The 13858-nt window shown below is 65.4% G+C and carries 8 protein-coding genes; 3 read left to right on the forward strand and 5 right to left on the reverse strand.

What is annotated here, in order from left to right:
* Nucleotides 1-59 precede the first annotated feature (59 nt).
* Nucleotides 60-839, reverse strand: coding sequence for a maleate cis-trans isomerase family protein (locus J2S76_RS08890; protein WP_307059584.1), 780 nt, complete (start codon nt 837-839; stop codon nt 60-62).
* Between the two features lie 462 nt (nt 840-1301).
* Here J2S76_RS08890 and fumC point away from each other — a divergent pair, with 462 nt between their 5' ends.
* The 3 genes from fumC (at nt 1302) to J2S76_RS08905 (ending at nt 5735) form a co-directional block, all read left to right on the forward strand.
* Nucleotides 1302-2714: a class II fumarate hydratase gene (fumC, locus tag J2S76_RS08895; RefSeq protein WP_307059586.1), complete on the forward strand. Its 1413-nt coding sequence runs from the start codon at nt 1302-1304 to the stop codon at nt 2712-2714.
* Between the two features lie 92 nt (nt 2715-2806).
* A complete protein-coding gene (locus tag J2S76_RS08900) occupies nt 2807-4447 on the forward strand; it encodes an NAD-dependent malic enzyme (protein ID WP_307059588.1) in 1641 nt (546 codons plus the stop codon).
* A 13-nt stretch (nt 4448-4460) separates the two neighbouring features.
* A complete protein-coding gene (locus J2S76_RS08905; protein ID WP_307059590.1) occupies nt 4461-5735 on the forward strand; it encodes a threonine/serine exporter family protein in 1275 nt (424 codons plus the stop codon).
* A gap of 38 nt (nt 5736-5773) precedes the next feature.
* On the opposite strand, the gene J2S76_RS08910 is transcribed toward J2S76_RS08905, so the two are convergent.
* From J2S76_RS08910 to bcsA, 4 genes are read right to left on the reverse strand one after another with little or no spacing between them, the layout of a single operon-like run.
* Nucleotides 5774-7861 carry a hypothetical protein gene (locus J2S76_RS08910; protein ID WP_307059592.1) on the reverse strand — a complete coding sequence of 696 codons (2088 nt, stop codon included), beginning with the start codon at nt 7859-7861 and terminating at the stop codon, nt 5774-5776.
* Between the two features lie 8 nt (nt 7862-7869).
* Nucleotides 7870-8907 carry a family 8 glycosyl hydrolase gene (locus J2S76_RS08915; RefSeq protein WP_307059594.1) on the reverse strand — a complete coding sequence of 346 codons (1038 nt, stop codon included), beginning with the start codon at nt 8905-8907 and terminating at the stop codon, nt 7870-7872.
* A 35-nt stretch (nt 8908-8942) separates the two neighbouring features.
* Nucleotides 8943-11588, reverse strand: coding sequence for a cellulose biosynthesis cyclic di-GMP-binding regulatory protein BcsB (locus J2S76_RS08920; RefSeq protein ID WP_307059596.1), 2646 nt, complete (start codon nt 11586-11588; stop codon nt 8943-8945).
* A complete protein-coding gene (gene bcsA / locus J2S76_RS08925) occupies nt 11585-13780 on the reverse strand; it encodes a UDP-forming cellulose synthase catalytic subunit (protein WP_307059598.1) in 2196 nt (731 codons plus the stop codon). Before bcsA ends, J2S76_RS08920 begins: the two co-directional genes overlap by 4 nt.
* Nucleotides 13781-13858 lie beyond the last annotated feature (78 nt).

Consider the following 13858-nt stretch of genomic DNA (forward strand, 5'->3'; position numbering starts at 1 on the left):
TTTATTTTCTTCTTGGCATCGGATTTGCCGATGCAGCAGCTCGCAATTGGGGGTGCTCTTCACCGCGCCAGACGGTTGTCGAAAAGCTGGCCGTAGCCAGGGCGCGCGCCGTGGATGCCGGTAATCTCCAGGCAGTGCCAGAAGGACGCCTGAACCGCCGAAATCACCGGTTTGCCCAGCGCCGCCTCCAAGGCCGCGATCACGCCCACCGAGCGGAAATTGGTGCAGCTGATGAAGATCGCGGTGGCGTCGGGATGGTCGACGGAACAGACGAGGTCATAGACCTTTTCCAGCGGCACCTCCGCCAGGGCGTGGTCCTCGTCGATCCCCAGATTACCGTGCCGCAGCACCGGGTGGCCGTTCGAGCTGAGGAAGTTGATGGCGCGCTGGTGGATGGCGTCGACATAGGGCGTCGCCAGCGCGACCGGGCCGGCCTTCACCGCCGCCAGCGCCGCCAGCGAGGCCGTGGACGCCGTCGTCACCTTCGGCCCCGGCACCCAGCCTTCCATGCGCGCGATCAGCGCCTTGTCATAGGCGGTGCCGTAGACGAAGGAGGCGCTGGTGCCACCGAAACACAGCGCGTCAATGGGCGCCGAGCCGACCAGGCGCGCGGACTGCTCCAGTTCCGGTGCTGTCATCATGGCGTCGATCCCTTCGAGCGTCACCTTGGGCAGGCGCAGCCGCGTGGTGTGCATGCAAAGGCCGGGCGCCGCCATCGCGGCCATCTCCGCATCCATCACCACGCTGGAGGCGATATAGATAAGGCCGATGCGTCCGAGGGTGGCGTAGCCGTCATAGGCGAAGGCAGGACCCGCTTCGGCTCCAGAAAGTCTCGTCATCTCGGCGTTATCCGTCCGTTGCATGCTCCTGAACCCTACAGGTCTGTGTAACCGACACGGATTTTGTTTGAAACTACAAATCCACCACAAACTATTTCACCGATTTAATATTATCAAATCTTCTGCATAGAGATGCCCTATGATCGAAGGTCTTTGATCGATGCCTCAATACGCCCGGAAAGGCTGCAATCTGGCCGAAAGAGGACACCGGCGCCCGGCCGCGCAGCGTGAGCCCTGGGTTGTACGCCCGCCGGTTGAAATCCCGCCACACGTCGATGGGCAGGCGGCTCAGAGCTCCCCGCCCGTTGGCGCTGGACGTTCCGCGACCGCCCGTCCGGCGCTGAGCGGCGGCCTTGACAGGCGGAGGTGAACCCCTAGAGCTTGGCGCTGAGGATCGGAGGTAGGATGTCCCTCCTCGCTCCCATCTGATACGGCGTGGCCTGCGCCACCAAAAGGTTCCTCATGTCCGATTTCCGCAAAGAAACCGACAGCCTGGGCGAAGTCCAGGTCCCGGCCGACAAGCTCTGGGGCGCCCAGACCCAGCGCTCGCTGGAACATTTCAGCATCGGCAAGGACCTGATGCCGCGCGAGATGATCACCGCCTATGCCCTGCTCAAGAAGGCGGCGGCGCGCGCCAATCATGCCGGCGGGCGGCTTCCCGACGAGGCGTTCAAGCTCATCGTCGACGTGTGCGACGAGATCCTCGCCGGCCAGCACCACGACATGTTCCCGCTGCATGTGTGGATGACCGGCAGCGGCACCCAGTTCAACATGAACGTCAACGAGGTGATTTCCAACCGATGCTGCCAGCTCGCCGGCACTCCATTGGGCAGCAAGGCACCGGTTCACCCGAACGACCATGTGAACATGTCGCAGTCGTCCAACGACTCCTTTCCCTCGGCAATGCACATCGCCGTCGGGATGAACGCGACGCAGCGCCTGATCCCGGCCCTCAAGGCGCTTGAGGGCGCCATCACCGCCAAGGCGGAAGAATGGGCGGATATCGTCAAGATCGGCCGCACCCACATGCAGGACGCGACGCCGATCACGCTGGGCCAGGAATGGTCGGGCTATGCCGGCATGCTGGCCGATGACGTGGCGCGGCTCGAGGCTGCTCTTGGCGACGTCTACCGCCTCGCGCTCGGCGGCACGGCGGTGGGCACCGGCATCAACGCGGCGCCGGGCTTTGCCGAGGCGGTGGCGGCGGAGATCGCCACACTCTCGGGCCTGCCCTATGTGACGGCCCCGAACAAGTTCACCGTGCAGGGCGCCCATGACGCGCTGGTGCAGTTTTCCGGCACGCTGCGCACCGTGGCGGTCTCGCTCTACAAGATCGGCAACGATATCCGGCTGATGTCCTGCGGGCCGCGCGCCGGCTTTGCCGAGCTGATCATCCCCGAGAACGAGCCCGGTTCCTCGATCATGCCCGGCAAGGTCAATCCGACCCAGGCCGAGGCGCTGACCATGATCGCCGTGCAGATGATGGGCAATGATGTCAGCGTCGGCTTCGGCGGCGCCAGCGGCTATCTGGAGATGAACGTCTACAAGCCGCTGATGATCTTCAACATCATGCACTCCATCGCTATTGCCACCGACGGGTGCACCAATTTCCGCAGGTTCCTGGTCGAGGGGACCAAGCCGAACCTCAAGCGCATCCAGCAATATGTCGACCGTTCGCTGATGCTTGTCACGGCGCTGGCACCCGTGATCGGCTATGACCGTGCTTCGAAGATCGCCCACCACGCGATGGACAACGACCTTTCGCTCAAGGAGGCCGCGCTCGCGCTCGGCTTCGTGACCGAAGAGGAGTTCATGCGGGTGGTCGATCCCGCAAAGATGGTGAAGCCCTACGTCGCCAAGGAACAGGACGGCTGACGGGCTTTCCGGAGATCCCGCCGGGGCCCGCGTGGCCCTGGCGTCGCCATACAGCTGAAAGCCTTCCAAGCGTCCTCCTGGAGAACCAAGCCATGTCGCAGTCCGGCACCCAGCCCGCCCCGAGCGGTCCGTCCCTGCTGCACGATCCCGTCTTCAACCGCGGCAGCGCATTCTCCAGCGAGGATAGAGCGCGGCTTGGACTCGAGGGCTTCCTGCCGCCGACGGCCGATACGCTGGAGACGCAGGTCGCGCGCATCCACCTGCAGCTGTCCATCCTCGACAACGATCTGCAGAAATATCTGCTGCTGAGCGACCTGCAGGCGCGCAACGAGACCCTGTTCTATGCGGTGCTGATGTCCGATCCGGCAGTGTTCATGCCGCTGGTCTACACCCCAACGGTGGGTGAGGCCTGCCAGAAATACGACCATGTGCTGCGCGCAACCCGCGGCATGTACCTGCCCATCACCATGAAGGGCCGCCTGAAGGAGGTGATGTCGCACTGGCCGCAGCGGGATGTGCGCTTCATCGTCGTGACCGATGGCGAGCGAATTCTCGGGCTGGGCGACCTCGGCGTCAACGGCATGGGCATTCCTGTCGGCAAGCTCGCGCTCTACAGCGTTTGCGCCGGCGTGCCGCCGGAGATGACGCTGCCGATCACCCTCGATGTCGGCACCAATAATGGCACGCTGCTCGACGACCCGCTCTATCTCGGCCTGCGCCAGAACCGCGTGCGCGGCGCCGAATACGATGCCTTCATCGCCGAGTTCGTCGCCGCGGTGACGGAGCTCTTCCCGCTGTGCTGCCTGCAGTGGGAGGACTTCGCCAACATCAACGCCGTGCCGATCCTGGAGCGCTACCGCGACCAGATCTGCACCTATAATGACGACATCCAGGGCACGGCGGCTGTGGCCGTGGCCGGTATCTATGGAGCGCTGAAGCTCTCCGGCGAGAAGCTCACCGACCAGACCTTCCTGTTCCTCGGTGGCGGTTCGGCGGCGACCGGCATTGCCGAGCTGATCAGCCAGGCGATGGTGCTCGAAGGCGCGACCATCGAGGAAGCACGCGCCCGCAACTGGCTGTTCGACGTCAATGGGCTGATGGTCAATTCGCGCACCGACATTGCCGGTTTCCAGAAGCCCTTCGCCCACGACCACGCGCCGGTCTCCTCCTTTGTCGAGGCCATCGAGGCGATTCGGCCGACGGGAATCGTCGGCGTCAGCACCGTGCCGAAGCTGTTCAACCAGGCGGTGATCGAGGCCATGGCGACGATCAACGCCCGGCCGATCATCTTCCCCTATTCCAACCCCACCTCGCGCTCGGAATGCACGGCGGAGGAGGCCTATAGATGGTCCAACGGGCAGGCGATCTTCGCCAGCGGCAGCCCGTTCCCGCCGGTCGAATTCGGCGGCAAGCGCTTCGTGCCCGGCCAGGGCAACAACGTCTATATCTTCCCCGCCATGGGCATGGCCGTGCTTGCCACCCAGTCGACACGCGTCACCGAGGACATGTTCATCGTCGCCGCGAAGGCGGTGGCGGAGCAGGTCACGCCGGACGATCTCGCACTCGGCCTCATCTATCCGCCGCAGCGCGATATCCGGAAGGCTTCGTTGCATGTGGCGGCGCGCATCGCCGAGCTCATCTTCGACAAGGGCCTCGCCCGGGTGCCCCGCCCCGCCGACATCGAGGCGCATATCAATGAGCTCGCCTATATCCCCCGCTATCCCACCATCTGACATGGCGGCGTCAATGACGGCGGCGGGCGACACCGTCGCCGTCGTCGCCGCTGTCGCCCGGCTGCTCTACAGCAACGGGCTGACCACCGAACGCCTGATCGAAACCGTGGAGCGGCTCGGCCGGGCCTGCGGCCTGACGGTCTCGGTGCTGCCCGCCTGGGGCGAGATCGTCCTGCGGATGGAGGGCGACAGCCTGCCCGGCGGCCCGGTCGTGGAGACTGTGGCCGCCGCGCCGACGGGCGTCGAAATGAACAAGGTGACGCGAACCCTCGACATCGTCGAGGCGGTGGCGGCCGGGCGCATGAACGCCGGGCAGGCGCTGGCGGCGCTGCGGGCCATCGACCGTTTGGCGCCGGTGTCGCTGCTGCGCGCGGTAGCGATGAACGGGGCCGGCGCTGTCGCTCTGGCGATCATCTTCGGTGCCAGCGACCCGGCGACGCTTCTGCTCACCGGCTTCAGCGCCTGCGCCGGCGGTGCACTTCGGCGCGGCCTCGCCCATATCGCGGCGAACATGCTGACCCAGCCGCTCTGCGCCGCCCTGCTGGCCGGCTTCGTCGCCGCGCTGACCTCGCGGCTGCTGCCGGATGCCGATCCCTACCTCATTGCGCTGTGCCCCTGCATGATCCTGGTGCCCGGCCCGCATCTGCTCAACGGCGCGCTCGATCTGGCGCGGCTGCGCATCGCTCTCGGCGTGGCCCGCTTCAGCTTTGCCGGCTTGATCATCCTGGTCATCTGCACCGGCCTCATCGCCGGGCTGGCGCTCGGACGCGAGAGCCTGCCGCCGCCCGGGCCGGTGGTGGCGGTGCCGCTGCTTTTCGACGTGCTCGCCGCCGGCGTCGCCGTGGCGGCCTATGGCACGTTCTTCTCGATGCCCTGGCGCACACTGGGGATTCCCATCGTCATCGGCATGCTGGCGCATGCGAGCCGGTGGCTGGCGCTGGCGGACGGAACGAGCGTGGCGGGCGGCGCCTTCATCGCCTGCCTCCTCGTCGGCGTGATCGTGACCCCGGTCGCCAACCGCCTCCATCTGCCCTTCGCCGCCGTCGCCTTCGCTTCGGTCGTCTCGCTGCTGCCCGGCGCCTTCCTGTTCCGGCTGGCGGCGGGCCTGGTGACGCTGATGAATGCCGGCGAGACGGCCGCCCCGGCGATTCTGGTGCCCCTCGTCGTCGATGCGACAACGGCAGCGGCGATCCTGCTGGCTATGGCCTTCGGCCTCATCCTGCCCAAGATGATGCTCGAACGCCTTTTCCCCGTGTGGTCGGGAGTGGCCCCGGCGACACGCCGCTGATCGACGACGTTCGGGTCAGCGCAACGGAGCGGTTCGGTTCAGCTCCGCCATTGGCGCGTGGTGGCCATGATGGCGTCGATACCGGCGCCGGCGTCCGCATAGCCGGCGGCGCGCAGCGCCTTGAAGATCCGCCCGGCGGACGCAAAGTCCCTGAGCTTGAAATAGCACCAGGCCCGGATCATCATCAGGTCCTGCTGCTCCGGCGCGAGACGGTTGCGCTCGTCGAGCGCCAGGATCGCCTCGACATAGCGGGCGTCACGATAGGCGGCAATGGCGCGCTGGGTGAGAAGATCGACGCTCAGTTCCACCGCGCGCGCGGGCGGCTGGGCCGTTTCGATCGCCGCGACCTGCGCCTGGTTGGTGAGGCCAAGCCGGAGATAGGCCAGAGACTTGCCATAGGCCGCATCTTCCGCGGTCCGGCCCGCACCGTTCCGAATGCCGACATCGAACGCATTGATGGCCTCCCTCGGACGGTCGAGATCGAGCAGGCACCAGCCGCGCGCCACCGCGTCGTCGGCCGAGAGGCGGTCCGCGCGGAAAGCGGGGGCGCCGGCACGTGAACAGGCGGCGCCCCCACGTCCGGCCGACGATTCCGGCGCACGGCCCGTATCATTTGTACCGACCCGGTCAGTCGGCGCCGGATGGAGCGGCATGGGTGCGGCAGGCTTGACAGAGGTCGCTACTGCCGCCGGCCGGGCTATGGGCGTGGGTGCCACGGCGGCCGGCAGCGGAAGCGGGCTGCTGGCCGGCGCACGGCTCGCCAGCTGTCGGCGGGTGGCCGGCGAAACCAGCGCCAGGATGCGTTCAGACTTTCCGACCCAGGTGGCCGCGATGGCGTCGAGCGTCGCGGTGTCCTTCAGGCGCACGCTGGAAAGGGCGAGGCCAAAGGCCGAAACCTCGTCCTCGGGCGCCCATTGCACGGCGGTGCGGAACCAGGAGGCGGCGGTACGGATCTGCCCGGTATTGTAGGCGTACCAGCCGAGCGCCTGCGCCCCGGTTGCGGATTTGTCCTGCGACACGACCGGCGCGAAACGGGCCACGATCGACTGGTCGAGACGGGGCGGCGGCGAGGCTGAGAGTAGGCCGGCCATGAGATCGATATAGGCGGTCCGGTTGTCGGCCCCCGCGTCGCGCCATTGATAGGCGATCGGCTCCGCCTCCAGCGCCCGCCCGGACGCCTCCAGCGCCAGCACATAGCCCTCGGCGGCCGAGGCCCCGCCCTTGCGATCCAGCGCCAGCTTGAACCAGTCGAGCGCCTGCGCGGCATTCCCGCGCCGGAATGCATACCAGCCGAGAACCAACGCATCGTCCGCCGTCGAACCATTGCGGGCCAACTGCTCCAAAGCGTCGATGTCTTCAGCGGAAACGTTGAGGGTCGCATCCTGCGCGGCGCGGCCGACGAGCGAGCGCAGAAGATCGCCGCGCAGGCTGGCGAACTCGGGGGTACCGTCAGGCTTGGCACGCTGAAGAGCCAGCAACGAATCCAGCTCCGGTCCATCGAGAACCTGCATAGCCTTCTGCGCGGTGGCCAGACGCTCCTTGGGGTCGGAACAGGATCTGAGAATATAGGCGTAGACGTCCTTGGCCCGCTCGGTCGCATCGGTCCGCACAAAGGCCTCCGCCACCCGCCACAGCACATCCATGTTGCCGCAGACGAGCATGCCGGGCGTGTCAGTGGCGATGCGCAGAACAGACGCCCATTGCTTGGCCTCTGCGGCATTGACCAGCCGGCGGGCGGCCTCTCCCTCATCGAGCCGGGTCACCAAGTCCGCCGGAGGCTGCCAGTCGGGCTCCGCCGCCTGCCGCTGGGCGATGGCGGCGCGTATGTCGGAGAACTTGCCCTCAGCGAACAATTGCCACAGGCGGACCAGGTCTGGATCCTGGTCGGGGGTCGGACTGAACAGGTCCTTGGGCGGCTGCCAATTGGGATAAAGCGCCCGCAGCCGCGCCATTTCGGCTTCCAGCCGCCGGCTATCGCCCTGGGCTGCGAAGAAGCGCAGCGCCGAATCGTCGACCTTGGGCGCCGGGGCTGTGCTGGAGGGGGCGGCGGTGCCTTCGGAGGAAGTGGGAGAGGTGAACTGCTGGCCGATGGCCGGGACGGCAGCCGCCCCGATCAGGACCAGCAAGATTACCCTCAGCGAAGACATGTCGGATATTTCTCACCCACCAGCGAAAGGCTCAGGAGATAAAGGGTCGACGGATAATATTGGCTCGGTTGCAGGCGCCGCAGGTCGGCCGGAATGGCCGTGCCGTCGATCGCACAGGCAAGTGTCGCCGCAAGCATCCGGTAACCCGGCTCCGACAGCCGGGCCAGGGCCTTGCCGGTCGGAATATTCACGATCGCCGGCATCCCGCCATTCTGGACCATCCAATTATTGAGAATGGCCTTTTGAACGTCGGTATCGGTGATGCCAGCGCGCAGAAGGTAAAGAACTATCCTTAATGAATTGTAACCAAAGACCGGCTCGAAGCCCTGCGCCGGCTCCAGCGGGCCGTCGGCGGGGGCGGAGATCCAGTCCGGCGGCAGCTTCGCCGGGCCGAGACGGGCGAGGGACAGCAATTCCCGGCCGGAGGCGGCGAGGCCCTCCCAGTCGATCTCGGGCGCCAGGCGGGCGAGAACCGGAAAGGCCTCGAAAATCCAGTAAGAAAGATTGAGGACCGGCCCATCCGGGCGTTCGCCGACCGAAAAGCCGGTCGCGCCCGGCAGAAGGACGAGCCGCCCGCCTTCACGGCGGATTACCTGCTGGCCGAGCGCCTGGGCGATGCGGGTCGCGCTCCGGTCATAGGCCGGCACGTTCCACGCCTGGCCGGCAAGGGCGAGCGCATAGGCGATGAGAATGTCGCCATCGCTGGCGACATTGATGTCCGTGACATGCGGGTCCGCATTCGGGTCCCAGCGCCAGGCGGCCAACCCGTCGTCACGGATCAGCAACTCGGTACGGGTGAAGGTCCATATCCGCTCGAAGGTCGCCTTGTCATCGGCGAGATAGGCCAGCAGCATGCCATAGCCCTGCCCCTCGGAATGGCTGATGCGGCCATTCGCGTCATCGATGACCCTGCCGCTCGTGTCGATGAAACGCGCGCCATAGGCGGACCAGTCGCTGGGCGAGATCATGCCAGGCTGGACCTTGGCATGGGCCGGTGCGGCGATGAGAGCGACCAGAAGCAACATCGCCGGAAGCAGGGAAGCGAGACGCGAGAGGCCGCCTAGCCCCCGCCTCTCGCCCGGCGCCGGAGCAGCAGGCTGGTGACAATGGCGAAGGCGATGCAGCATAGGACCAGAACCAGCGCGTAGGTGACAATGTTCAGCGACAGCCAATTTGCCGCGATGAGCCGCAGATTGGACGGCCCGAGCGCTTCGGTCACGATAAATCGCCGATCGCTGGCCGTTCGAATGTCCATCTGTCCGTTCGACGCATCGAACGCGGCAGCCTGGCCAAAGGCCTTCAGCCAGTACTCCGGCAGAGTGAAATCGTCGATGGCAGCGTCGAGACTCTCATCCGTATGGCCGGCGATGAGCGTCCAGACCGCATCGCTGTTCGGCGCGAAGCCCTGAGCCAACAGCACCGAGGTGTTCGGCGGCGGATTGAACGGTTCCTCGGCGCCACCGGCCCCGGGAAAGGTGAGCGAGATGCCGAAGGTGGCGCTGACCCACCTCTGGAAACGAAGGAGTTCGGTGCTGATGACGCTTTCGCCGGCGACTTCATCGCGCCAGCGGCCGTAAATGTCGTCATTGCCGGAGCCCGAGCGCACGCGCACCGCCGAATCCAGCATGGGGAACTGCACCGGCGATGACGTCAGGCTGCCATCCCATGTGGGCGCTGGCCCCCGGCCCTCGCCGTCGCCAGGAGGGTCGGCGAGCCAGCGGATCTTGCTCGCATCCACCACCCTGACCTGACGCAACACGTCGGGCGGGATGTGATTGATGTCGCCGATGAAGAGAACGGGCCGGCTGGCGAGAGACGCGGGCGCAGGGGCGGTTTCGACCAGCGTCGTGCCCTCATGGGAAAGGGCGAGCCGGGCCATGACCGTCGCAGCGGCCGCGACCGTCGAGACGTCATGGCGCATGACGACCGCAACAGGCTGGGTCGATTGGAAATAAGGGAACCCCCGGCCGACGAACGCCGCGAGATTGGGACTTGTGCCGATCCTCGCGAAATTGTCCATGACGAACTGGCTTGAATCGAACACGACAAAGCGCTGCTGGCGCTCCAGCGTGGCGCCGGGGCCGCAGATCTCGTCGGCCTCGACATCCAGCGTTATCTCGATCCAGACCCGATTGATACCGGCGCGGAAATGGGTCAGCGGAACCTTGATGACCTTTCGCTCCATCAGCCCGCCATGCGGCTCGGTGAGCATGTAGGCGGAAGCGAGTGACCCGTTGACGTAAACGGAAAGCTGGCTACCCGGACGCACGCTCGGAGCATAGGCAGCGTCAAGCAGAATGCGCGCCTGACCATTTGCCGCGCCATAGAAATCGGCTGGCAGGCCGATGGGAAAACGCATCCGGAGGCGGCGGCCGGAAAATTCCTGGGTCGCCACGCCGAGTTCGGAAAAGCGGACGCTGCCCGCGCCGGTGAAGAAGGGGGTGTCAGGCGCGAAGCGGCTGGACGTCATCACCTTGTTGTCGTCGGACTGCCCGCTGCCGGAAGCCAGGCGGTCGATAGCCGCCTCGACGGTGCGCGCCGTTTCACCGGCCAGCACCAGGACGGTCCCGCCGGCCCGGCTGTCGTTGACGAAACGGACCAGCGGTTGATTGGCCGCCATCGGCGGGGGAAACGCCATCGCATTGCGCAGATCCTCGGGCGAGCCGAGAACCACGTTCAGGGTGCCCGGCGCGGGGGGACCCGGGTCAGGCCCAACGATCGAGACGACGGGATGGGAATAGCGGCCGCGCAGCGCCAGCGCCTGGGCGGCCAGCAGCATCTGAGCGCTCTGATGGGGCTCGATCGGCCCGGCATGGACGAAGCGGATATGGGTCGTGCCCCGCGTATCGACGCCGACGGCAGGAAGATCGTCGACCATGGAAGGCGGCGAGACCGGCCCGCCCGCGAACGAGACGCCTGTCAGCTCATTGTCGAGTTCCATCCAGAGATCGTAGGTTGATTCGATGGAGCAGTCGGTGCGATGCACCGCCTGCATATCAAGGCGGATGAGATTCCCGCCGGCGCGCAGGACACCGGCGGGGATCGCCGCCTTCACCTGTGTCGGCCCCTGTGGCGAGGCAATCGAAATTTCGGTCACGTACTGGCCATTGATCGTGACGCGAAGCCTCGACAGCTCCGGCATGACGTAGATGGCATTGACGTAGGCGATCAGCAGCGTGACAGGGCGCTCCACCTCCTGCTGAGTAAAATACGTTACCCAGCTGCGCGACACGGACTCCCCTTCGAGCCGAAGACGCGGAACGGGAACGATGAAGCGGTCGGGCGCGATCGGCCCCGCCACCTCGGTTTTCGCCGACGCGGTTGCGATCTGCTGGCCCGGCTGCATCTGGAAGGGCGCCACATCGCCCGGAGCCGCAGTGCCAGGCTGAGGCGTGGCACCCGACGCACCGGCGGCCCCGGGCGCCGTCATGGTAAAGGGCGCGCCCGTGGGGGCCGTCATGGCCGGAACGGGCACGGGATCCCCCGGCCAGCGCATCCTGCCCTGAATGTCAAAAATGGGGGCACGGGCAGCGCCCGCGCCGGTGCCGTCCTTCCGCATGTCAAAGGCAGGCGACACCACTGCGCCGACAGGCGCCGCGGTTCCTTCGTTCATGTCAAAAGCCGGCTGCGCCGCAGCGCCGAAGGTCGCAAGAAGCAGCGCAGCGAGGAGGGCGCCGCCCGGCAAAGAGGACAGGGGGGTCTTCATCGGCCATGCGCCCCCGCAAAAAGGCCGGGTGCGAAGCGGCGGGTCAGCCGTTCAAGCTGCGTGACATAGGCGAGGCCGCGCAGCGTCTGGTAGCCCGCCATCACCACGAACATAACGGTGCCGCGCAACACACCGGGATTTTTCCGCCTCCCCGCCTGGAATTTCTTCCACTCGTCCGCATTAGCGAAAATGAGATCGGCGATCAGCTGGTAGTGAGCGGCGGTCTTGGCGTTGAACTGAGTCCCCAGCACCACCACGCCCTCATCGAGGGCGACGTTGCGCACGAGCACCGGGAGCGTGTCGTTGATGCACGCGTCTGGAGGCGTTACCCGAACCACGGCGTGCATGCCGACGCGCGCCGTCGCCTCGGGGGGAAGCTCCGTGCGGACGCGCAAACCGCCCATGGAGACGTCGTCGATGATGGCCGGCACCTCTACGCCAGCGATCAGCAGACTGCAGCGCCGGGTAATGGCGATGCGCTGGCTGTGCCGCTTGGCCGCCTTTTCCGACACCACGCCCAAGGCGCAGCCCGAGATGATCAGGTTAAGCAGGTTCCACATGCCGACGACGATGGTGATGTCAGCCGAATAGGGTTCCGTCGCGATCCGCCAGAAGGTCACAAACACGGCGACGATCTGGATCACGAAGATGACGAAGAACGGAATGCCGATCTCCGAAATGCGGTTCTCGTCAATGGTTTCACCCTTCGATGTCACCTTGAAGGTCGGCTTCTTCGGATTGATCATGACGGATAGAAGTGCCGGCAGGAGATAGACCGTCTGGATGTACTCGTAGAGCTCGGAAAACCAGGGCCAGCGATACTTCCCGTATAGATAGCTCTGTATGAAGAGATTTATAAGTAGGTATACGGCCGTATAGGCAGCGAACTCGGCCCCCGATCCGTTGAATATTTCGAGAGAGAAAAAAAGATAGAAGAACGGAGAAACGAGAAAGATGGCGCGCGAAATCGGAAAGAACCAGAACAGGATGCTGGACATGTAGCAAATGCGCTGCGCGATGGTCAGGCCGGAGCGGAACAGCGGGAAATGAAAGCGCAGGATCTGGTACATGCCCTGCGCCCAGCGCGAGCGCTGGCCGATGAAGCTGGCGAAGGTTTCCGGCTGCAGCCCGGCGATGAGCGGCGTGTCGACATAGACACTGTGCCAGCCGCGCGCATGCAGAGTGAGCGCCGTCTCGCAATCCTCGGTGATGGAGGAATGAGCGAAGCCGTTGGTTTCCTTCAGCGCTTCGCGGCGCAGCACCGCAGCCGAGCCACAGAAGAACGCGCCGCCCCAGCGGTCGAGGCCGCGCTGGATGACACCGTAGAACATCTCGTTCTCAGACGGCATGCGCCGCCAGGTGTCGAGGCTGCGCTCCACCGGATCGGGATTGATGAAGAAATGCGGCGTCTGGACGAGGAACAGGCGCGGATCCTCGTTGAAATAGCCAATGGTCTCCCGCAGGAAGGGGCGCGCCGGCGCATGGTCCGCATCGAAGACGACGATGAGTTCGCCGCTCGAATGGGCGAGGCCATGGTTGAGATTGCCGGCCTTGGCGTGCTCATTGCGCGGGCGGGTGAGGTAGTTCACGCCCAGTTCGCGGCAGAGCTCGGTCAGCGTCTCCCGCCGCATCTGGGCCTCGCGGGCCGCTGCGAGGTCATGCTGTTCACATTTCTGGTCGGTACCGCCATCGTCCAGCAGCCACACGGTGAGCCGATCGCGGGGATAATCCAACGCCGAGGCAGCTGCCAGCGTGGTGGCGAGGAGGCCTGCGTCCTCATTATAGCTCGGCACAAAGATGTCGACCGTCGGTTCCTTGCCCGGCGCGATCACCGGCGCTATGCGCGGGGGCTGCGGCGACGAGACGACGAACAGGCTGAGCGCCATCAGCGCGACACTGTACATTTCCGCGCTGTAGAGCAGCACGGCGGGAATGAAATTCGCCAATTCCTCCATCGGCGGCAAAGTTGACGTCGTCCGCCAGTAGACATATCTGAATACCATTGCCACACCGAGAGCCAACGCGACCATGCGCGGAACCCCTTCGGACGCAAACATTTTCAAAAAGACAATTAGTAGAATCACAATACAGCCGGTAACCAGCTGTGCCTGCAAGTTAACCGGCAAGGTGATGATGAACGCTACCACAGCGATCAAAACTACCCAAATACCAGTAAGCCATTTCCTATTCATGTTTTTGGCCGCTCTCCGCAGTCGCCTTGGCGGCGGCTCTTACGTGACACTGGGAATAGCCGCAAGTCGCCGGGCGAG

The sequence above is a fragment of the Ancylobacter vacuolatus genome (assembly GCF_030813595.1).
GTDB lineage: Bacteria > Pseudomonadota > Alphaproteobacteria > Rhizobiales > Xanthobacteraceae > Ancylobacter > Ancylobacter vacuolatus.

What these genes read in the sequence shown, in the direction of transcription:
- J2S76_RS08890 (WP_307059584.1), bottom strand. Translation starts at nt 839, where the DNA reads ATGACGAGACTTTCTGGAGCCGAAGCGGGTCCTGCCTTCGCCTATGAC.
- fumC (WP_307059586.1), top strand. Translation starts at nt 1,302, where the DNA reads ATGTCCGATTTCCGCAAAGAAACCGACAGCCTGGGCGAAGTCCAGGTC.
- J2S76_RS08900 (WP_307059588.1), top strand. Translation starts at nt 2,807, where the DNA reads ATGTCGCAGTCCGGCACCCAGCCCGCCCCGAGCGGTCCGTCCCTGCTG.
- J2S76_RS08905 (WP_307059590.1), top strand. Translation starts at nt 4,461, where the DNA reads ATGACGGCGGCGGGCGACACCGTCGCCGTCGTCGCCGCTGTCGCCCGG.
- J2S76_RS08915 (WP_307059594.1), bottom strand. Translation starts at nt 8,907, where the DNA reads ATGTTGCTTCTGGTCGCTCTCATCGCCGCACCGGCCCATGCCAAGGTC.
- J2S76_RS08920 (WP_307059596.1), bottom strand. Translation starts at nt 11,588, where the DNA reads ATGAAGACCCCCCTGTCCTCTTTGCCGGGCGGCGCCCTCCTCGCTGCG.
- bcsA (WP_307059598.1), bottom strand. Translation starts at nt 13,780, where the DNA reads ATGAATAGGAAATGGCTTACTGGTATTTGGGTAGTTTTGATCGCTGTG.